The following is an 18195-nucleotide window of genomic DNA, read 5'->3' as shown; positions in this document are numbered from 1 at the left end:
TTTCTCCCTTTAACGCCTCATGAAAATAACGAAGCATTAGCCTAAGAAAAGTTTATAGGCTGGATTATCTGTTTCATCCCAGAAGGGATAGCCCAATTGATTCAAAAAGACTTCAAAATTAATCTCATCTTCGGGCGGCACTTGCATGCCAACTAAAACACGTCCGAAGTCAGCACCATGATTGCGGTAATGAAATAAACTGATATTCCAATTGTGTCCCATCGTTTCTAAAAATTTCATGAGGGCGCCTGGCTTTTCTGGAAATTCAAATCTAAAAACCATTTCATTCTTAGCTTGGGGTGAGTGTCCGCCTACCAGGTGTCTTAGGTGAAGTTTTGCAACTTCATTATTTGTGAGATCAATAGTGGGCAAGCCTTCCTTATCGAGCATAGCTTTAATCTGTGATGGCTCGTCTTTGTCATTGGTTGCAAGACCGACATAAATATGTGCTTGCTTAGGATCTGAAAAACGATAATTAAATTCAGTAATATTGCGCTGGCCTAATAACCTACAAAAGTTTTTAAAGGCTCCTGGAGTTTCAGGTATGGTGACTGCAAGCACAGCTTCTCTTTTTTCACCAATCTCAGCTCGCTCGGCTACAAAACGTAAACGATCAAAATTCATATTAGCGCCCGATGCAATGCCTACCAAAGTCTCATCTTTTAAATTATGTTTCTTGATATAAACTTTCATACCTGCAACCGATAAAGCGCCTGCTGGTTCTAAAATAGACCGCGTATCCTCAAAAACATCTTTAATGGCAGCGCAAATGGCATCGTTATCCACCACAATCATTTCATCGACGTAAGCCTGACAAAGTGGGAAGGTCACTTGGCCTACTTCTTTCACAGCTGCGCCATCAGCAAAAAGCCCTACTTGATCCAGCACCACACGCTTGCCTGCTTTTAAAGATAAGCTCATAGCTTCGGCATCTTTGGCCTCAACACCGATCACTTTAATTTCAGGTCGCATCGCTTTGATATAAGCTGCCATGCCTGCAAGAAGGCCGCCGCCGCCAACACAGCAAAAAATTGCATGAATCGGTTTTTTAAAGTCATCTAAAATTTCTTTAGCGATCGTTCCCTGCCCTGCAATTACGTCTGGGTCATCGTAAGGATGCACAAAAGTGAGGCCCTCTTTTTTCTCAATCTCAAGCGCATGATGGTAAGCATCTGAATAAGAATCGCCCCATAGCACCACTTCAGCGCCACCATGTTTTACAGCATCAATTTTAATGAGGGGGGTTGTAGTCGGCATGACGATCACAGCGCGACATCCTAGTTTTTGTGCGCTTAACGCAACGCCTTGTGCATGATTGCCCGCAGAAGCTGTGATAACGCCCTTGTCTAGCTGCGGTTTAGATAAGCCCGCCATCTTGTTATAGGCGCCGCGTAGTTTAAATGAAAAGACAGGTTGCAAATCTTCCCGCTTTAAGAAAATCTGATTATGAAAACGACTTGAGAGATGTGTCTGAAATTCAAGTGGTGTTTTCTTTGCCACGTCATATACACGCGCCTCATTAATACGTTTTACGTAGTCATTCTTCATATGCTAATTTTCAAGAGTCGCCCTGGCGTGTATAGTAGATGTTAAAGCATCATTATAAATAAAATATAAGGGTTTAAGTAAAAATGGCATTCACGCAAGACGAATTAAAACAACAGGTTGCAAAGGCCGCGATTGAATATGTAAAGTCTGGCATCATTGGTGTAGGGACTGGTTCTACTGCAAATTTCTTTATCGATGAATTAGCAAAAGTAAAACATAAAATTGATGGTGCGGTTGCAAGTAGTGAGGCATCAGCAGATCGTTTACGCAAACATGGCATTGAGGTTTTTGACTTAAATAGTGTGAATAGCATGGATATTTATGTTGATGGTGCGGATGAAATCACAGAGCATATGCATATGCTCAAAGGTGGTGGTGGTGCTTTAACGCGAGAGAAAATTGTTGCGGCAGTTGCTAAAACCTTCATTTGTATATGTGATGAAACAAAATATGTGCCCGTCTTAGGCAAGTTTCCTTTGCCTGTGGAGGTGCTCCCGATGGCTAAAAGTTATGTGGCTCGAGAACTCACCAAATTAGGTGGGCAGCCTCAGTTACGAAATTTTACGACCGATAATGGAAACGTCATCTTGGATGTTCATGGTCTTGTAATTAAAGACCCGATCGCGATGGAGGCTACCATCAATCAAATGGTGGGGGTCGTCACTAACGGTTTATTTGCAGCTCGCCCAGCTAATATATTATTATTGGCTACAAAAGACGGGGTTAAAACTATTACAAAATAAGCTTATAAGTCTTAAAAATGTCATATATAAGTAATAATATATATGATGTGAAATTGTAAGTGTTTATAAGGATTACTAAAAATGGCTTCAGAACATAGTTATAAAGAGTACGACCTAGAATTAGAAGCGGTAAGAGCGAAGGTCTTAAAAATGGGCGGCTTAGTCGAAGAGAATATTCTTTCTGCTATTGAGTCTCTTAAAAAAGACGATATCGACTTAGCGAATAAAGTGATTAAAATTGACGAAAAAGTCAACGGTCTTGAAATGGAAATTGACGAAGATGCATCTCGCATTATTGCGAAAAGGCAGCCTGCAGCAGGAGACCTTCGTATGATCATTTCGATCCTTAAATCCATCACAGACTTAGAGCGCATTGGTGATGAAGCAACAAAGATTGCACGCACAGCTATTCGCGTTAACGAAAATCCAAATATTAAAAAAATCAAAATCGGTGAAATTAAACTGATGGTAGAAGCTGTTCATTCGATGCTTAAAACCGTATTAGACTCATTCGCGCGACTTGATATTAGCAAAACAATTGAGATCGCAAAAAAAGATGAGGCGGTAGATGATCAGTATCGCGCAACTATTAGAGAGCTTCTCACATACATGCTTGAAGATTCAAAAGCTATTTCAGTGTCTTTAGAGTTGCTCGTGGTAGTCAAAGCGCTCGAACGCATTGGTGATCATTGCAAAAATATCTCAGAACACATTGTGTATGCTGTGAAGGGTGCTGACATTAGACACTCAACAATCAAAGAGATTAAAAAGACGATTGCTGAATAATTCATTTAAAAAATAAAAAACACTTCCTCGGGAGTGTTTTTTTACGTCTTCATTTTTAATTAGCTTTTAGGTGGTACATATCCCGACGCATTATCCGCACCGTCACCAAAAAAATAAGCTTCGGTTTGTTCGGTTAAATATTTACGCGCTGCCGGATCCACAAAACTCAATCGGTTCTCGTTCACTAACATCGTTTGGTGTTTAAGCCAACCTGCCCATGCCTCTTTAGATACGCTCTCAAAAATACGTTTGCCCAAAGGGCCTGGGTATGGGGGAAAATCTAAACCATCTAATTCCTTGTCTAATTTGACACATTTCACTGTTCTTGCCATAACTAAATATCCTTTGCATTGCAATCAATAAATTTATAAATCGTTAAGTTTGAGTATACCAAAGATGTGCTACAATGTTTTCAAGTTGTTAGGTGATGTCTTCTTAAGGTTTATCTTCATTTAAGAAAACATTGAAACTGGGAAATAGGTGAGTGTAACAACAATTCCTATACTGCCCCCGCAACGGTAAGTAAGCGTGGATTCATATATACATGCCACTGAATTTATTTCGGGAAGGCCATGAATCAAATCTTACGAGTCCGGAGACCGGCCTAGTAACTCACACAGAAATACTACGGGGAGTGGTATTTGATTTGTGAGCACTCTTCACATTTATTTTCTCCTAAAGTATTTCTATTCATTAATCTCATGCGGGGTTGCATGATTATTTAGAAATACTATGAAAAAAATTATTCTATTGAGTCTATTAATGACTCAACTCTTAACAGCAAACGTTTTTGCAGACACCACACTTAAAACCTCTGATGTCTTTGTTACGGCTACACGCACGCCTATTTCAAAAAATAATGTCATTGCAGATGTAACTACAATTACCGAGGAAGAGATTGAGCGGGCAGGATCTTCATCGCTCACAGATCTTCTTCAAAGACAACCGGGTATCGAAATTTACAATTCTGGCGGACAAGGCAAAGTTTCGAGTCTTCATATTCGAGGTAGCGAATCAGATCATGTTGTGGTCCTCATTGATGGCTTAAGAGTTAATCAAGTCACTTCAGGTCTAACTGCATTTGAGAACATACCACTTTCTCAGATTGAAAAAATTGAAATTGTAAGGGGTGCATCATCAAGCCTATATGGTGCGGGAGCAATAGGGGGTGTCATTCAAATTTTTACAAAAAAAGGTGTGTCTGGATTTAAACCTTATGCCGCTATAGGTTATGGCAGATACGATACAAAAACAGCCCAAGCAGGCATAAGAGCTGGCAATGATTCTACAAATTATGCAATTAATATCTCGAGCTTATCGACCGACGGTTTTTCTGCACTTAAAACCAATGACCCCATATTCAATGATAAGGATGGATACAATAATTTAAGTTTGTCTGGATCCATAAATCATAAATTTAATCAGGATAATTCTATTGGCATAAATTTTATAAAAAGTAGTGGTAACAATAAATATGATAATCGATTTGCTACATCATTTATTGACTACAAAAATAAAATGGATACACAAGCAACTGGTATTAATTTTAGTAATAAAGTCACTAATGATTGGCAATCGGACTTAAAGATTGGCCAATCTATTTACAAATATAATGGACATGATGGGGTAAGCTGGACTCCAAATATTTCAAAGCAAAATCAACTATCTTGGCTTAATAATATAACTCTGTCATTAGGCTCGCTACTCCTTGGATATGACTTCAATCGGGAAACAATAAATAAATCTCTAGAGTATGACAAAAGTGAAAGAAATAATTCTGGATACTTGGTCGGTTACTTATTAAATCGAGATAATCATAATCTTCAATTGAATTATAGAGTTGATGATAACAGTGCTTATGGCAAATTTAATACGGGTAATATTGGTTATGGTTATAATCTAAATAAGCAATGGAATATTTCATCGATCTATGGAACTGCTTTTAGGGCGCCAAATTTTATGGATCTCTATTTTTGTTCTTCTTATGGCTGTTCTAACAATCCAAATTTGAAGCCTGAAGAATCAAAAAATATTGAAGCGAGCTTAAGATATCAAAAAGATGAAGATAAGTTTTCCGCGACCATATTCAAAAATAAAATTGATAATTTTATTCAGCTCGATTCAGGTTATATTCCTCAAAACACTGAAAAAGCAAAATTTGAAGGCATTACTTTTAATGGCTCAACTTTTGTAGATCATTTTCAACTTTATGGTAATGTAACTTTGCAATCTGCAAAAAATGATGTAACCAATCAAAAACTGCTAAGAAGATCTCAGCAATATGGCAATCTAGGTTTAAATTATTATTCTGGTCCATGGAATATGGGTACAGAAATTAATGCATCGGGATCTAAAAATGATGCTTGCGATCCCTTTGAGTTTAGCTGTCCAATTAAAATTCCTGGGTATGCTGTTGTAAATTTGGTTGCAGACTATAAAATTAATAATGATATGAAACTTAATCTAAGAATCAACAATTTATTAAATAAAGATTATGCCTTAGCTTATGATGGGCAGCCAGGTGCTACCGGAGATTATGGCGCTCGAGGTTTCGCTTACCAGACAGCGGGGGCCAGCTTCTTTATTAATTTACGCTATGAACCTCAATGAAATCAAAGTACAATAAAATATCTATTAGGATTAAATATGATTTCAATTAAAAATTTCGACTCTAGAAAACCTATCACCCTTACTGCCTTATTTTTACTAATGTGCCTTACTAGGGGAGATCATCTTTTAACTCCGCTTTCTCTTCCTGACGCAAGCTTTGCACTTTTTTTAATTGGTGGCATGCTTTTACAAAAACCTAGGTGGTTTATTTCTCTTTTTATATTGAGTGTTGTAATTGATCTTACAACTTTATCTACTAATAGCGCATATCAAATACATATTAACTTTGGTTACTGGGGATTATTGCCTTCTTACGGAATAATGTGGTTTTTTGGCTCGCGTATTGCAAACACTAAAAGTTTCGTAAGGTTTGTGGCTTTCGGTGTTATTTCAACGCTTATAACATTTGTAATTTCAACGCAAACTTATAATTTACTCTCTGGTACATTCCCTGGTATGACTATTAAACAAAGCATTCAAACAGGATGGGAATATCTACCGCAAAGCTTTATTTATACGATGAGCTATCTTTTGGCTTACTGGGGCATTCAATCTTTATTTAAAAGACGGTTTGTTTCGCACAAAGCTTCTGCCTTATAAATATTTAAGCGGTAGGATTTACGGTTTTTTTATTTCTTCAATCCGCTAGCTTTTTTTCCGCCATTACCTAAACGCCTATTAGTCTTAATGAAAGATAAAAAATGAAACTTTTAACTTTACTTCTGTCACTTCTCTTTACGCCTAAGCTAAATGCTGAAATGCAAACTAGTTTTTGTAATGCAATTGATGGTGGAACTTTGTCAGTGCAATTTGATGAAGCAAAGCAAATTGTTATAGTCAATAAAATCCCCCAAACTAAAGTATCTATTGACGAGAAAAGTATGCGCTTTTGGAATGATAAATACGCTTATACTTTTAATAGAGAAAATGGGGCGATGATGGTATATCTTGGGGAAGAAGTTGTAGGTGTTCTAGAATGCTCTTTCAAAAAATAATGCTCATCTCACCTCTCTTTAGATCTAATTTATATGCGGAAGTAGCTTATAAAACTATTTTTTAATGATTTGAAGTATGAGAATGAGCGCAATAACTTGCGGAATGACAAATCCTAAAATATTTTGTGGAGCAATACCTACAAATGTGTCTGTTAAACTTCGGGCGAATGTCACAGCTGGATTACAAAAGAAAGTCGATGAAGTAAACCAATAGCCTGCAGTCACTGTTAAAGCCACAATCATTGCAATTTGTTTCTTGGCATATTTTAATCCTAGATAAATCACTGTAAGCAATATCAGTGTTGCTATCACTTCACTTACCCAAATACCCAATCCAGTTCTGATTTTTGTTGATGTTTGAATGATAGGTAAGTTAAACATCAAATGTGTTATCCAAACACCTGAAATTGCGCCTGAGATTTGCGCGGCAATATAAGGTACTAAGTCTTTGCGTTTTAATTGTTTGTGGGTGTAAGCCATCACACTGACTAGTGGATTAAAGTGCGCTCCTGAAATGGGACCTAAAATCATAATCAATACATAAAGGCCAGCCCCGGTAGCGATACTATTACCAAGCAGTGTCACAGCATCATTGCCAGAGGAAAGTGCTTGCCCCATAAGACCTGAGCCTGTGATGACAGACAATAATGCTGCGGTGCCAAAGAATTCTGTTAGATATTTTTTATTCATCATGGATGTCTTGAATAGCTTTCTTTAAGGATAATAAATCTAGTTGGTCGATAGGTAAATGAATAAGTGCTTCAATATTTTTTGTTAATCCTAATAATGTTTTTTGAAATGCTTCTCGTTTAATTGCATCTGTTCCTTCAACGCTCGCAGGATCAGGAAATCCCCAATGCGCTGTTGATGGATGACCTAACCAAATAGGACATGCTTCATTAGCTGCGTTATCACATACCGTAATAATCAAATCCATCTGTGGTGAATCAGGCAAACTATATTCATCCCAAGTCTTGGATCGTAACTTCTCTTTTGGATAACCCATTTCTATCGCTAACTCGGAAGCAAAAGGATTCACTCGTCCTGCTGGGTTAGAACCTGCTGAATAACCAATAAATTTACCGCCACTTAAAGTTGTTACTAACGCTTCAGCCAAAATGCTTCGGGCAGAATTGCCGGTGCAAAGAAAGAGAATATTATAGGATTTCATATCATAATTATAACGAATAAAGCCTTCAACACTTTGCGTCACTTAACTAGACGCTATAGAGCTCTGGATTAACCAATACCTGCTTGGAGTAAGATAAAAAGAGCTATTTTTGCTATACTTGCGCTTCTTCACGATTTTGTTGTGAGGTTCCATCTGACCACCACTTCCTTATTACCCTGACAACTTTTATTATGAAAAAAGATATAGTTAGAAAAACATATTTAAAAAAGCGCCAAGAACTTCCTGCTGCCGTATTTGAAGAAGAAGAATCTCATCTTATCCAAAATACTATTGAGCTTATTAAAAAATTTAAGCCTGAGTGTATTCATTGTTTTTTACCCATCTACTCAAAGGGTGAGATAAATACTATGTTAATCATTCAGTATTGTTGGGAAAATAATATCAATGTTGTCGTGCCTGTTAGTAACTTTGAAGAGGGCACATTAAAAAATGCAGAATTTGGACCTGATACCAAAACAAAACAAACAAAAAATAACATTACCGAACCAATTGATCCTATTTGGAAAAAAAACGATGCCATTGATGTTGTAATCACTCCTCTTCTGGCTTTTGATCTTAAAGGTTATCGGGTAGGTTACGGTAAAGGATTTTACGATCGTTTTTTTGCTTCTTTACACAATGATGCAAAAAGAATTGGAATCAGCCTTTTTGGGCCGTGTAGTGACATAGAAAATATAACTGAACTAGATATACCTTTGACACATTGCGTTACTCCCAATAAAACCTACACTTTTTAGAATGTTAAAAAGTGTTAAGTATCTATTGTTGTAAGTTTTAATTTAAATAAACTGTTTATTTCTTAAGTAGCTGTTCCTTAGACGGTGCGTAGGTTTCTATTGCTGATGGGAATGCCCCTGCATGGACATCAGCTGCAAACTGATTTATAGCATTTTTGATAAGATCGGCTCCATTCAGGTATGTTCTTACGAATTTAGGCTTAAAGTCTGTAGAGAATCCTAGGACATCTTGAAAAACCAGTGCTTGTCCATCTACGTCTAATCCTGCTCCAACACCGACAACTGGGATAGAAACTGCGTCTCTAACCGAGGCACCTACGTGTTGTGGGACAGCCTCTAAAACGATGGCTATGCATCCAAGCTTATCAAGTTTTTTGGCTTCTTCAATGAGACTAAGCTCACTTTCAATAGTTTTACCTTGAGCTTTAAATCCACCGATTGCATTGTGGTGAGATGGTGTAAGCCCAATGTGTCCGATTGTAGGAATACCTGATTGAGATAGATGCGCATAGAGCTCTTCGTTTCCAGCAACACCCTCTATCTTGAGTGCATTGGCTCCAGCCTTGATTAAGATTTCAACGTTATCCATTGTCTCCTTCATCCCCTTTCTATTGCTCATGAAAGGCATAGCAGCAATAAGGAATTTGTCTTTTGCTCCCTTTCTCACCGCTCGGGTGTGCATCGCAATGGTTTCTGCATCAGAACTCAATGTGTCGCCATGGCCATGCATGACCATAGACGAACAGTCGCCAATTAAAATACCACTTACATCGGTTTCGTTAAGAATCTTTGCGCTCCAGTAGTCGTAAGAAGTAACAACTACAATTTTCTTTCCCTCTGCTTTTAACTTTTTGAAATTTTCTAATACGCTCATGATATTAATCCTGGTAAGTAAAAAGATTTTTCAAAGTAAATTTTAGCCCTAAATTTAGATAATCTGCAAAAAAATAAATTTTCTTTATTGCCCTTCCCATCCAGCAAAGTGGCTCGCTCTATTGGTCTCGTTAATTGGATAAATTGACCCCTAAAACTCGGTAAAAGTCAGCATTTTTGCTATAATTCCGCTTCTTCACGGTTTTATCGTGAGGTTCTATATGGCCAGGTAGCTCAGTCGGTAGAGCAGCGGATTGAAAATCCGCGTGTCGGCAGTTCGATTCTGCCCCTGGCCACCATTCAAATTTTAAAAAAAGCATTAACTAAGGGAAGTAATGAAAAAAAATACAAAAGTAACAATAGCAGTGGCACTTATTGGATTAGTTGCTACAGCAGCTATCGCATTTAAATATGTTAACGCCAGAACAAAAATTAAAGAATTAGAGGCTGTTTCACGCCTACAAAATTTAACTTTAATCGCTATTGGTAACAAAGATTATGTCCTTGCTTGTAAATCACAAACTGAGGCAGAGGAATATCTAGGTAAAGTTCACTCCAAGTCTGAAGACTTGCTTGGCATGATTCATAAGAGCAATCAAGAGCTTTGCAGCAAGGCACTAAATACACAATCTAAATAATTTAGATCAAATTTAAAAGCCAGCGCTCGCTGGCTTTTTTTATTTATAGCATAGTAATTTTTTTAAAAAATAATCTTGAGTGAGGCCTTAAGGGTCCATTATAGATTTAAGAGTCTCCACTTCGCTTGCAGTGCTAGAGCTATGCCAATGTCATAATTTGTTAACAATTATCGACTAATATGATCAAGTACATCAAAAGTGTACAAAATTAATACAACCCAAAAGGATAAAAAAATGAAAAAGTCAGTACGTTTAAGTCTTATTATTGTCGCTGCTGTTGCAGCAATATCAACTACGGTGGCTGCGTCCACATTCGTTCAAAGCAATGAAAAATTTCATGAATTAGAACGCGCAGTGCGCTTACAAAATTTAAGCGACATCGCTGTTAGAAATAAGGATTTTGCGCTTGCTTGCAAAGCTCAAACAGAAGCTGAGAAAGCTCTTTTGCAAGCTAATCTTCGCTCAGAAGATGTTGTAGGTATGGTGGATAAATCAAGAGTTGAGCTCTGTTCAAAAGCTACAAAAGTGATCGTTTTAAAATAATTGATTACTTGTTTTAAAGAAAACCCGCTTTTAAGCGGGTTTTCTATTTTCCCAAAAGCTTTCAGTCGCTTTGAGATTGCTGAACTTTCTTATATTATGCCTACCTAAGAGAGTATGTATGTAAACGAATACTTTTTAAATTTAACATAATCAAGAAGGAATCATAGATGGAAAACTCTGGCACTTTTAAAAACATCATCATTGCAATTTTAATCGCGGTAGCGGGTTACTTTTCATATAGCGCTTATAACGCGGAAGATCAATTGAGCTCACAAACTGCAGAAATTAAAAATTTAAATGGTCAAATTGCAACGCTTAACCAAAAAGTAACTGACTATGAAAAAGCTGACGCACAAAAGAAAGCTGTTATGTCTGAATTGGAAGAAAAAGTAGCGGCTCAAAGTAAAGACCTTGAAGATCTTAAAGCGCTCCTTATAAAGTCTGCTAAACCTTCAAAAGTAAAAGAAGCACCTAAAGCTACGAAAAAGAAATAGTTTCGATCGTCACACATAAGGCTTAGTGCCTCATATGTGATTTTTTAAGTGCCACAAAATGTTTTATAAGACTTATCTTCCTCTATAGGTGGCTCGCTAAATACGTGCGAGTCCTCATAGGGTTTCAAAAGCGCTGCAATCAAATCATTTAAAAACTTGTAGTCCTGATCAGCCACTGCCAGGGACAAAGCTTTCTCTACTAAATAATTACGCGGAATGACTGCTGGATTATATTTTAACATCTTGAGTCTTGATGTCTCTTCACCTTCTTTTTGTTTTTGAATGCAATGGAGCCAATTTTTATACCAAACTTTAAATGATGTATCTTTAAAAATAGCATCCTTTAAAATCGCATCGGATGAAAGATGTCTAAATGTAAGCGTATAGTCAGCTTTATTTTTTTGCATAAGCACTAATAATTCGTTGATTAATTCAATGTCGCTTGCCTCTTCATTAAATAAACCTAGCTTTTGTCGCATACCTTTTAACCATGCTATTTGAAATTGGTCTGAAAAATTATTAACAGACTGAGAAGCTAATTCAATTGACTTATCAGCATTATGATCTATAAGCGGAATTAAAGTCTCAGCAAATCTTGCTAGATTCCACTGCGCTATAGGTGGTTGATTCGAATATGCATAACGACCTTGACGATCAATGGAGCTGAAGACGGTTTCAGGGTGATAACGATCCATAAACGCGCAAGGCCCATAATCAATCGTTTCGCCACTGATGGACATATTGTCCGTATTCATAACGCCATGAATAAAACCTACATGCATCCATTGACTAATAAGCGACGCTTGTCTTTCAATCACCGCATTTAAAAAAGCAAGGTAGGGATTGTCCTTTGCTTTACACTCAGGATAGTGGCGATCAATCGTGTAATCAGCGAGTGCTTTTAATTTATTGATATCATTTAATGTGGATGCGAATTGAAAAGTACCTACACGAATATGACTTTTTGCTACACGCGTAAGTATCGCACCAGGCAACACTTCATCCCGCATAACACTTTCCCCTGTTGTCACTACTGCCAAACTTCTTGTGGTGGGAATATTCAGTGCATTCATCGCCTCACTTATAATGAACTCCCTTAACATAGGTCCTAATGCGGCGCGACCATCACCACGTCTAGAGTAAGGCGTTTGCCCTGATCCTTTAAATTGAATATCAAAATGATCTCCCTCCGGGTTAATGTGTTCGCCGAAGAGGACAGCCCGCCCATCGCCTAATAACGCAAAGTGTCCAAACTGATGTCCCGCATATGCTTCTGCAATAGGGTGTGCTTTTTCAGGAAGTTCATTCCCAGAAAAAATATTGCCCCAAGCCTCAGGACTTAAGGCTTCTTTATCTAAACCTAAAGCCTTTAATAAAGGCTCGTTTAATAAAATAAGTTTTGGATTTGATACTTTTACTGGGAGTTGTTCGACAAAAAAGTCTTTGGGTAATTTTGTATAGCTATGATTAAAGTGCCAAGCTACCTTATTTATCTTTTGGATATTCATTGCATGCACGATAGATTTAACAGGTTATTAGCTTACAGTTACTTGCATGAAATTTCTAAACTGTAAGGCAAGCTTGCTGATTTATCTACAAGGCTATACCCATTTGAACATAGCTTTTCTGCTTTTGCATAACAAGCATCCCAAAAAGCACAGTTAATAATATAAGTTTTGCTCGTATTTGATAGCTTACTCTGATTCGTATAGGTCATCATGCTGCAGCTTGAAAGCAAGAAAAATAAAAATAATAGCGTGATATGTTTCATATATGTTTTTTTAAAAATTGTGTAATTCATTATATTAAAAATTTGCAGATTCACTAAAGGTTTATGAAACATAAGATAGAATTCGATATCAGCTTATATTAGGTTATGCGTGATGCTAGAAAAATTAATTGGATTATTAGCTGTTTGGATTATGAGTGTTATATCCACTATGGGATATGGGGGTATCGTATTACTGATGGCGATTGAGTCAGCCTGTATTCCATTACCCTCCGAAATTATTATGCCTTTCGCAGGATATCTTGTTTTTAAAGGTGAGATGGTGCTCTGGGTAGTCGCCTTAATGGGTGCGCTAGGCTGTGTATTGGGCTCTATACCTGCTTACTATGTAGGAAAAACAGGTGGCAGACAGCTTGCTGAAAAATATGGCCGTTTCGTACTCATCTCTAAAAAAGATTTAAGGATGGCAGATGATTGGTTTAAAAATTATGGTGAGATCATTATCTTTTTAGGTCGCCTTCTTCCAGCGGTAAGAACTTTTATTGCACTTCCTGCAGGAATTGCGCGTATGAATATGACTAAGTTTATTATCTACACATTTGTCGGCTCATTTATTTGGTGCTGGGCACTTGCATACACAGGCATGGTATTTGGTGAGCACTGGGACTCATTAAAAGTTTACTTTCACGAATTTCATTATGTGATTGCTGGTGGTGCAATCATTTTCATCGCTTGGTATATCAAACGTCATTTTCAAAATAATTAAATGACATCTAATTATCATATCGGTATTGACTTAGGTGGCACTAAAATTGAAGTGGCTGTTTTAGACAGTCAGGACAAGATTATTTTTCGGGAGCGATTACTCACAGAAGCCCATTTAGGTAGCGAGCATATCTTTAAGCAAATTCATTCGCTCTATAAAACAGCGCTCATATCTATACAGAATAAAACACATTCACTAGGCTTAGGAACGCCTGGCTCGATCTCAAAGAAAACACATCTACTTAAAAACTCTAATACACTTTGCTTAAACAGCTTGCCACTTCAATCTCTTCTTGAAGACAAGCTAGTCCATGACATCGTGATTGAAAATGATGCTAATTGTTTTGCTCTTGCAGAAGCATTAATGGGAGCAGGTAAAGGATATCCCTCTGTGTTTGGCGTCATCATGGGAACAGGCTGTGGCGGTGGCATTGTATTTGATGGAAAAATTAGACAGGGGCCACAAAATATCGCGGGTGAATGGGGTCATATGGTGATTGATCCTCAAGGCTACCCCTGTTATTGTGGGGCAAATGGCTGTGTAGAAAGTTTTATATCTGGGTGTGGTTTAGAAAAAAGAATTCAAGATAAAACAGGAAAGACACTCTCAGCGATTGATTTTTTTAATGCCCCATCGAAAGACGAAGCCCTAAAAAATATTAAACAAGATTTTTATGCGCGCTTTGGTCAAGCCTTAGCTAATCTTATTAATATCTTAGACCCTGATATTGTTGTATTAGGTGGCGGTCTTTCTAATGAAAAAAGTTTATACAAGGAAGGTATTGTTGAAGTTTATGCACGTATTTTTAATGACACGCCTTCAACGCCGATTGTTAAAAACATGCTGGGTGATTCAGCTGGTGTCATTGGTGCTGCTTTAATTGGTCGAGGACTTACTCAGTAATCGTTTTTTCTTTTTCAACTCTATAGTTACAATTTGGCAAATGATTTTCAAGTAATCCATTAATTTTTACCGTATCTATTTTGCAAAACTTACATTGATAAGCATGTAATGCATCGCCTTGATGCTCTTGCGGATAATCAATATAAAATATTTGTCGTCCCATAATATAGATTATATTACTTGAAATTGCGTTTCATATAATAAGTTATTCCCATTTGTCTTTTTCTTTTGATTCTTCGACAGTCTGCCATTGCATATTTGATGGAGCGTCTATGCCACCTCGCTTTAAAGGAATGACGTGATCAATAATATAACCGGGACAAGCTCCAAAAGGTTTACTTGTTGATGGACATGGTTGTATTTTTTTAAAAGCTTTCTTGGCTTCAAGACTTCTTTTAATGCGCCCATGTTCATCCCGTTCACAGTTCACACAGTAATCTGAATGAACTGCAAAAAGTAACCCGCTAAAGAAAAGTGTAATTAAAAAAAATAAAAATTTCTGCATAAGTCTAGAATCACGACGTTTTAAGTATAATTCTGATAGATGATACAACAGCTCTCTCTTGAATGGCTTAATTCTGAATCGCAAATACCACAGGCGCTCTGGGATAGTTGTTTTCCAGCACCGTACGAAGGTCAGTGGTGGTACAGATCACTCGAGTGTGCTCACCTAGAAGAGCAATTCACTTTTACCTATGGTCTGATTTCTTTGAATGGAGAGCCAATTGCCATCGCCCCTGCTTTCGTCAAGGATGTGCCCATTGAGCTTGTGATGCCTCCGATGATTTTGCCAATCGTAAAGCTAATCAGCAAAATCATCCCGTCTTTCTTATATCAACGTACTTTTTTTATTGGCAGTGCCGGCTCTGATGAGGGGCATATCGGGATTGATCCAAAAATTTTAAAAGCTCAGACAGTAACACAGGATGATATTTTTCTCTGTGTCCAGGAGGCTGCTGAAAAACAAGCGCAAAAATACAAAGCAGCTATGTTAGTTTGGAAAGACTTTCCAAATATATACCATCAAACACTTGCCACCATTTCCAAATCTAAAAAATTATTCCCGCTTATAAGTTTTCCGTCGGCACTTGTAACACTTGAAGGCGGAAATACCGACGATTATATAAACTCTCTCAAATCGTCTAGAAGAGACCAATTTCTAAAAAAGCTAAAAAAAGCACTTCCAGCTCCTTTGGATGTCAGCATAGTTCATTTGCCTGACAATCAAACCCTTCATCAGCTTTACCGACTATTCTCAAGAACTTATTCAAAAGGTAAAACTAAATTTGAAGAGCTAACACCCGAATTCTTTGAATTTATTTCTCGCGAAAAAGAAGCGCACTTTATTGTCTTAAGACACCAGTCTTCTCAAGAGATTGTGGCTTTTATGCTTTGTTTTGATCTTAAAGGGCACGTGATTAACAAATTTATTGGCATTGATTATGACGCCCCTAGAGATTGGTTTATCTACTTTCGCTTATGGATTGAAGCTGTTAATTGGTCGTATAAAATTGGTGCCAAAACAATTCAAAGTGGCCAAACAGCTTATCCTGCTAAAATCGAAACGGGTCATGAACTCATTCATCTTACAAATTTCTGTAAGCACAGAAATCGCTTTATGCATGAAATATATAAAAAAGTAGCAAGCTTGGTCAATTGGAATACGCTTGATCCAGACTTGGCAGTTTATTTAAAGGCCTTTCCTGAAGAAAAGCCTGACATTCAATTAATGAAAGAAGAAATGTAATGTGGATTTTATTTAAGCTTCTAATCACCTCAGGTATGGTTGTTTTTATTTCTGAGATAGCTAAAAAAAGTGATCGTTTAGGTGGGCTCATCGCAGCGCTTCCTCTTGTGACAGTGCTAACTTTAATTTGGCTATATTTAGAAAAACAGCCGGAATCTAAAATTGCAAATCATGCTTGGTATACTTTTTGGTATGTCATACCTACGTTACCCATGTTCCTAGCATTTCCTTTTTTACTTAAACGATTTGGTTTTTGGTCAACACTTGGCATATCTGTTGTCATTACTTTAGTTACATTTTATATTTTTGCAAAAATTCTAAAGCCTTATGGCATCGAACTCTTATAATCCACTATGAACTTTATTTTTAAATCTGTTTTCATGGCGTTTCATTTACTTCTCGCACTAATTCTTTGTATCGCGATGATTGTTCTTCCAAAAAATATCCATCATCTTCTTATTCAATACTGGGCGAAACGTCTCCTACGTATTTTAAAGATTAAAATTACACTCAATGGCGAAGCTTTAATGCTTCTAAGTAAAGATAGTTATCTTATCGTTTCAAATCATATTTCATGGCTAGATATTCCTGTGATCTTTTCATTAAAGCCTGTCACATTCGTGTCAGCATCGGATGTCAAAACATGGCCTATTATTGGGATGCTGGCTAAAATTTCAGGTGCCATTTTTGTTGACCGTAATCGTAAATCAAATTTACCTGATGTCATCCAAGCGATGAACCATCACTTTTTAAATGAAAAACAGTCAATATGTATTTTCCCTGAAGGCATTACGTCAAACGGATACCAAGTGCTTCCTTTTAAGAGCAGCTTATTTCAATCAGCCTTTGAGTCTGACAAATTACTTTTACCTCTCTCAATCAAATATAAGGAAAATAAAGTTCTTACAAACCGCACGAGCTTTCATGGTTCAACGACTTTACTTCAATCCTTTAAGCGAGTGGCTAAATCCAATCAAATTGAGGTCATTTTACATATTGGGCATCCGGTCAAGCCTTCGCAATCAAGAAAAGACCTGTCGCTCAAACTTCAAGAAGCTATTGCACTCAAAATTAACTAAGCGCCCTTTTATATCGCTCTCATCTCGATGTTATAATGAGTGCATCTTAGATTATTCAATTTAAACATCATGTTAAAACTTACTGCTATTTACGCCGCTATTCTTACCTTTGTATACGTTAAATTAGCATTAAACGTCATTAACCTAAGACGTCAAAATGAAGTGTCTTTGGGTGATGGCGGTCGAGAAGACTTGCAACAAGCGATTCGTTCGCACGGAAACTTTGCGGAATATGTTCCTTTAGGTCTTATTCTCTTAGGATGCCTTGAAGCCAACCATATTCATTGGACGATTGTTTTACTTTTAGGTGGTGTATTTACTGCGGGCCGACTTTATTATGCAAAAGCTTTTCTGGAAGTAACACCTAATATGGAACTTAGAGTGAAGGGGATGAAATTCACGCTCTGGGGACTTCAAGCGCTAGCTGCAACAAATGTAATTGCGCTGATCATTCAAAAAATTCTTTAATATTTAAGCTGTTATCCTCATGAGTGCTTTTATGACCATTGATGCCGCAACCTTACACAGCATGCTCAAGCAAGATGATTTAGTTTTAATTGATGTAAGGAATGATGATGAGGTTGCAAGAGGCGTTATTCAAGGTGCGCAACATATTCCGCTTTCAAGCCTTCCTCAAGCTTTCGGTAAACTTTCCAAAAAATCTAGTATTGTTTTTTATTGCCATAGCGGCATTCGCTCAGCTCACGCAGCATCTTATTTAGCTGAACATGATTATCATGACGTGTATAACTTAGCGGGCGGTATTATTGCTTGGGCAAATGCCGGCTTCACTTTCTCAGCACTTAAATAAT

25 protein-coding genes, 1 tRNA gene and 1 riboswitch are annotated in these 18195 nt (G+C 37.3%); of the genes, 17 read left to right on the top strand and 9 right to left on the bottom strand.

Going from position 1 to position 18195, the window contains the following annotated elements:
- Nucleotides 1-36 precede the first annotated feature (36 nt).
- Nucleotides 37-1548 (bottom strand): threonine ammonia-lyase, biosynthetic, encoded by a 1512-nt coding sequence (gene ilvA / locus FIT63_RS00465; RefSeq protein WP_140006116.1) that lies wholly within the window; start codon nucleotides 1546-1548, stop codon nucleotides 37-39.
- Between the two features lie 83 nt (nucleotides 1549-1631).
- Between ilvA and rpiA the strand changes: the two genes are divergently transcribed.
- Complete coding sequence (rpiA, locus tag FIT63_RS00460; protein WP_140006115.1) at nucleotides 1632-2291, top strand: ribose-5-phosphate isomerase RpiA; 660 nt, start codon at nucleotides 1632-1634, stop codon at nucleotides 2289-2291.
- 81 nt (nucleotides 2292-2372) lie between these two features.
- A complete protein-coding gene (phoU, locus tag FIT63_RS00455; RefSeq protein ID WP_140006114.1) occupies nucleotides 2373-3077 on the top strand; it encodes a phosphate signaling complex protein PhoU in 705 nt (234 codons plus the stop codon).
- 59 nt (nucleotides 3078-3136) lie between these two features.
- Here the strand turns inward: phoU and FIT63_RS00450 are convergent, their stop codons facing one another.
- Nucleotides 3137-3409, bottom strand: coding sequence for an oxidative damage protection protein (locus FIT63_RS00450; protein WP_046486708.1), 273 nt, complete (start codon nucleotides 3407-3409; stop codon nucleotides 3137-3139).
- Between the two features lie 77 nt (nucleotides 3410-3486).
- A riboswitch (cobalamin riboswitch) is annotated at nucleotides 3487-3699 on the top strand.
- Nucleotides 3700-3809: 110 nt separating this feature from the next.
- On the opposite strand from FIT63_RS00450, the gene FIT63_RS00445 reads away from it, so the two are divergent.
- From FIT63_RS00445 to FIT63_RS00435, 3 genes are all read left to right on the top strand, one after another.
- Complete coding sequence (locus FIT63_RS00445) at nucleotides 3810-5687, top strand: TonB-dependent receptor domain-containing protein (RefSeq protein ID WP_140006113.1); 1878 nt, start codon at nucleotides 3810-3812, stop codon at nucleotides 5685-5687.
- Nucleotides 5688-5723: 36 nt separating this feature from the next.
- The gene (locus tag FIT63_RS00440; protein ID WP_140006112.1) at nucleotides 5724-6287 is read left to right on the top strand and encodes a hypothetical protein; all 564 of its coding nucleotides are present in this window, start codon (nucleotides 5724-5726) and stop codon (nucleotides 6285-6287) included.
- Between the two features lie 101 nt (nucleotides 6288-6388).
- Nucleotides 6389-6682, top strand: a complete 294-nt coding sequence (locus tag FIT63_RS00435; RefSeq protein WP_140006111.1) for a hypothetical protein — start codon at nucleotides 6389-6391, stop codon at nucleotides 6680-6682.
- 54 nt (nucleotides 6683-6736) lie between these two features.
- Here FIT63_RS00435 and FIT63_RS00430 read toward each other — a convergent pair whose 3' ends face one another.
- Complete coding sequence (locus tag FIT63_RS00430) at nucleotides 6737-7375, bottom strand: aquaporin (RefSeq protein WP_140006110.1); 639 nt, start codon at nucleotides 7373-7375, stop codon at nucleotides 6737-6739.
- A complete protein-coding gene (locus FIT63_RS00425; protein ID WP_140006109.1) occupies nucleotides 7365-7853 on the bottom strand; it encodes an arsenate reductase ArsC in 489 nt (162 codons plus the stop codon). Before FIT63_RS00425 ends, FIT63_RS00430 begins: the two co-directional genes overlap by 11 nt.
- A gap of 191 nt (nucleotides 7854-8044) precedes the next feature.
- Between FIT63_RS00425 and FIT63_RS00420 the strand changes: the two genes are divergently transcribed.
- Nucleotides 8045-8611, top strand: a complete 567-nt coding sequence (locus FIT63_RS00420) for a 5-formyltetrahydrofolate cyclo-ligase (protein ID WP_140006108.1) — start codon at nucleotides 8045-8047, stop codon at nucleotides 8609-8611.
- A gap of 55 nt (nucleotides 8612-8666) precedes the next feature.
- On the opposite strand, the gene panB is transcribed toward FIT63_RS00420, so the two are convergent.
- Nucleotides 8667-9485, bottom strand: coding sequence for a 3-methyl-2-oxobutanoate hydroxymethyltransferase (panB, locus tag FIT63_RS00415; protein WP_140006107.1), 819 nt, complete (start codon nucleotides 9483-9485; stop codon nucleotides 8667-8669).
- Nucleotides 9486-9707: 222 nt separating this feature from the next.
- Here panB and FIT63_RS00410 point away from each other — a divergent pair.
- The 4 genes from FIT63_RS00410 to FIT63_RS00395 all read left to right on the top strand — a co-directional run bounded on the left by FIT63_RS00410 (nucleotide 9708) and on the right by FIT63_RS00395 (nucleotide 11159).
- Nucleotides 9708-9783, top strand: a tRNA-Phe gene (locus tag FIT63_RS00410).
- A 36-nt stretch (nucleotides 9784-9819) separates the two neighbouring features.
- Entirely contained in the window at nucleotides 9820-10122 is a 303-nt protein-coding gene (locus FIT63_RS00405; protein ID WP_140006106.1) for a hypothetical protein, read from the top strand.
- Between the two features lie 234 nt (nucleotides 10123-10356).
- On the top strand, nucleotides 10357-10665 hold the full coding sequence (locus tag FIT63_RS00400; RefSeq protein WP_140006105.1) for a hypothetical protein: 309 nt from the start codon (nucleotides 10357-10359) through the stop codon (nucleotides 10663-10665).
- Between the two features lie 167 nt (nucleotides 10666-10832).
- Nucleotides 10833-11159 carry a hypothetical protein gene (locus tag FIT63_RS00395; RefSeq protein ID WP_140006104.1) on the top strand — a complete coding sequence of 109 codons (327 nt, stop codon included), beginning with the start codon at nucleotides 10833-10835 and terminating at the stop codon, nucleotides 11157-11159.
- Nucleotides 11160-11203: 44 nt separating this feature from the next.
- On the opposite strand, the gene FIT63_RS00390 is transcribed toward FIT63_RS00395, so the two are convergent.
- Both FIT63_RS00390 and FIT63_RS00385 read right to left on the bottom strand, forming a co-directional pair.
- Nucleotides 11204-12667, bottom strand: a complete 1464-nt coding sequence (locus FIT63_RS00390; protein ID WP_140006103.1) for a protein adenylyltransferase SelO — start codon at nucleotides 12665-12667, stop codon at nucleotides 11204-11206.
- Between the two features lie 38 nt (nucleotides 12668-12705).
- On the bottom strand, nucleotides 12706-12960 hold the full coding sequence (locus FIT63_RS00385; RefSeq protein WP_140006102.1) for a hypothetical protein: 255 nt from the start codon (nucleotides 12958-12960) through the stop codon (nucleotides 12706-12708).
- Nucleotides 12961-13042: 82 nt separating this feature from the next.
- Here FIT63_RS00385 and FIT63_RS00380 point away from each other — a divergent pair, with 82 nt between their 5' ends.
- Both FIT63_RS00380 and FIT63_RS00375 read left to right on the top strand, forming a co-directional pair.
- Nucleotides 13043-13654, top strand: coding sequence for a DedA family protein (locus FIT63_RS00380; RefSeq protein ID WP_140006101.1), 612 nt, complete (start codon nucleotides 13043-13045; stop codon nucleotides 13652-13654).
- Nucleotides 13655-14557, top strand: a complete 903-nt coding sequence (locus FIT63_RS00375; protein WP_140006100.1) for an ROK family protein — start codon at nucleotides 13655-13657, stop codon at nucleotides 14555-14557.
- On the opposite strand, the gene FIT63_RS06800 is transcribed toward FIT63_RS00375, so the two are convergent.
- Together FIT63_RS06800 and FIT63_RS00370 are read right to left on the bottom strand one after the other, a co-directional pair.
- Nucleotides 14547-14720: a hypothetical protein gene (locus FIT63_RS06800; protein WP_156157758.1), complete on the bottom strand. Its 174-nt coding sequence runs from the start codon at nucleotides 14718-14720 to the stop codon at nucleotides 14547-14549. The genes FIT63_RS00375 and FIT63_RS06800 overlap by 11 nt on opposite strands.
- 42 nt (nucleotides 14721-14762) lie before the next feature.
- Entirely contained in the window at nucleotides 14763-15062 is a 300-nt protein-coding gene (locus FIT63_RS00370; RefSeq protein ID WP_223259919.1) for an HNH endonuclease signature motif containing protein, read from the bottom strand.
- 39 nt (nucleotides 15063-15101) lie between these two features.
- Between FIT63_RS00370 and FIT63_RS00365 the strand changes: the two genes are divergently transcribed.
- The 5 genes from FIT63_RS00365 (at nucleotide 15102) to FIT63_RS00345 (ending at nucleotide 18194) form a co-directional block, all read left to right on the top strand.
- Nucleotides 15102-16304 carry a GNAT family N-acetyltransferase gene (locus FIT63_RS00365; RefSeq protein ID WP_140006099.1) on the top strand — a complete coding sequence of 401 codons (1203 nt, stop codon included), beginning with the start codon at nucleotides 15102-15104 and terminating at the stop codon, nucleotides 16302-16304.
- Nucleotides 16304-16651, top strand: coding sequence for a DUF3147 family protein (locus FIT63_RS00360; protein ID WP_140006098.1), 348 nt, complete (start codon nucleotides 16304-16306; stop codon nucleotides 16649-16651). Before FIT63_RS00365 ends, FIT63_RS00360 begins: the two co-directional genes overlap by 1 nt.
- Before the next feature lie 6 nt (nucleotides 16652-16657).
- Complete coding sequence (locus tag FIT63_RS00355; protein WP_140006097.1) at nucleotides 16658-17383, top strand: lysophospholipid acyltransferase family protein; 726 nt, start codon at nucleotides 16658-16660, stop codon at nucleotides 17381-17383.
- 69 nt (nucleotides 17384-17452) lie between these two features.
- The gene (locus FIT63_RS00350; protein WP_140006096.1) at nucleotides 17453-17851 is read left to right on the top strand and encodes an MAPEG family protein; all 399 of its coding nucleotides are present in this window, start codon (nucleotides 17453-17455) and stop codon (nucleotides 17849-17851) included.
- 19 nt (nucleotides 17852-17870) lie between these two features.
- Complete coding sequence (locus tag FIT63_RS00345; protein WP_140006095.1) at nucleotides 17871-18194, top strand: rhodanese-like domain-containing protein; 324 nt, start codon at nucleotides 17871-17873, stop codon at nucleotides 18192-18194.
- Nucleotide 18195 lies beyond the last annotated feature (1 nt).

It is taken from the genome of Candidatus Methylopumilus planktonicus, from assembly GCF_006364715.1.
GTDB lineage: Bacteria > Pseudomonadota > Gammaproteobacteria > Burkholderiales > Methylophilaceae > Methylopumilus > Methylopumilus planktonicus_A.
This window is presented reverse-complemented; position numbering and strand designations above follow the sequence as displayed.

What these genes read in the sequence shown, in the direction of transcription:
- FIT63_RS00445 (WP_140006113.1), top strand. Translation starts at nt 3,810, where the DNA reads ATGAAAAAAATTATTCTATTGAGTCTATTAATGACTCAACTCTTAACA.
- FIT63_RS00435 (WP_140006111.1), top strand. Translation starts at nt 6,389, where the DNA reads ATGAAACTTTTAACTTTACTTCTGTCACTTCTCTTTACGCCTAAGCTA.
- panB (WP_140006107.1), bottom strand. Translation starts at nt 9,485, where the DNA reads ATGAGCGTATTAGAAAATTTCAAAAAGTTAAAAGCAGAGGGAAAGAAA.
- FIT63_RS00365 (WP_140006099.1), top strand. Translation starts at nt 15,102, where the DNA reads ATGATACAACAGCTCTCTCTTGAATGGCTTAATTCTGAATCGCAAATA.
- FIT63_RS00385 (WP_140006102.1), bottom strand. Translation starts at nt 12,960, where the DNA reads ATGAATTACACAATTTTTAAAAAAACATATATGAAACATATCACGCTA.
- FIT63_RS00345 (WP_140006095.1), top strand. Translation starts at nt 17,871, where the DNA reads ATGAGTGCTTTTATGACCATTGATGCCGCAACCTTACACAGCATGCTC.
- FIT63_RS00360 (WP_140006098.1), top strand. Translation starts at nt 16,304, where the DNA reads ATGTGGATTTTATTTAAGCTTCTAATCACCTCAGGTATGGTTGTTTTT.
- FIT63_RS00430 (WP_140006110.1), bottom strand. Translation starts at nt 7,375, where the DNA reads ATGATGAATAAAAAATATCTAACAGAATTCTTTGGCACCGCAGCATTA.
- FIT63_RS00420 (WP_140006108.1), top strand. Translation starts at nt 8,045, where the DNA reads ATGAAAAAAGATATAGTTAGAAAAACATATTTAAAAAAGCGCCAAGAA.
- FIT63_RS00380 (WP_140006101.1), top strand. Translation starts at nt 13,043, where the DNA reads ATGCTAGAAAAATTAATTGGATTATTAGCTGTTTGGATTATGAGTGTT.
- FIT63_RS00400 (WP_140006105.1), top strand. Translation starts at nt 10,357, where the DNA reads ATGAAAAAGTCAGTACGTTTAAGTCTTATTATTGTCGCTGCTGTTGCA.
- FIT63_RS00395 (WP_140006104.1), top strand. Translation starts at nt 10,833, where the DNA reads ATGGAAAACTCTGGCACTTTTAAAAACATCATCATTGCAATTTTAATC.
- ilvA (WP_140006116.1), bottom strand. Translation starts at nt 1,548, where the DNA reads ATGAAGAATGACTACGTAAAACGTATTAATGAGGCGCGTGTATATGAC.
- FIT63_RS06800 (WP_156157758.1), bottom strand. Translation starts at nt 14,720, where the DNA reads ATGGGACGACAAATATTTTATATTGATTATCCGCAAGAGCATCAAGGC.
- FIT63_RS00440 (WP_140006112.1), top strand. Translation starts at nt 5,724, where the DNA reads ATGATTTCAATTAAAAATTTCGACTCTAGAAAACCTATCACCCTTACT.
- FIT63_RS00390 (WP_140006103.1), bottom strand. Translation starts at nt 12,667, where the DNA reads ATGAATATCCAAAAGATAAATAAGGTAGCTTGGCACTTTAATCATAGC.
- FIT63_RS00375 (WP_140006100.1), top strand. Translation starts at nt 13,655, where the DNA reads ATGACATCTAATTATCATATCGGTATTGACTTAGGTGGCACTAAAATT.
- FIT63_RS00370 (WP_223259919.1), bottom strand. Translation starts at nt 15,062, where the DNA reads ATGCAGAAATTTTTATTTTTTTTAATTACACTTTTCTTTAGCGGGTTA.
- phoU (WP_140006114.1), top strand. Translation starts at nt 2,373, where the DNA reads ATGGCTTCAGAACATAGTTATAAAGAGTACGACCTAGAATTAGAAGCG.
- FIT63_RS00425 (WP_140006109.1), bottom strand. Translation starts at nt 7,853, where the DNA reads ATGAAATCCTATAATATTCTCTTTCTTTGCACCGGCAATTCTGCCCGA.
- FIT63_RS00405 (WP_140006106.1), top strand. Translation starts at nt 9,820, where the DNA reads ATGAAAAAAAATACAAAAGTAACAATAGCAGTGGCACTTATTGGATTA.
- rpiA (WP_140006115.1), top strand. Translation starts at nt 1,632, where the DNA reads ATGGCATTCACGCAAGACGAATTAAAACAACAGGTTGCAAAGGCCGCG.
- FIT63_RS00355 (WP_140006097.1), top strand. Translation starts at nt 16,658, where the DNA reads ATGAACTTTATTTTTAAATCTGTTTTCATGGCGTTTCATTTACTTCTC.
- FIT63_RS00350 (WP_140006096.1), top strand. Translation starts at nt 17,453, where the DNA reads ATGTTAAAACTTACTGCTATTTACGCCGCTATTCTTACCTTTGTATAC.
- FIT63_RS00450 (WP_046486708.1), bottom strand. Translation starts at nt 3,409, where the DNA reads ATGGCAAGAACAGTGAAATGTGTCAAATTAGACAAGGAATTAGATGGT.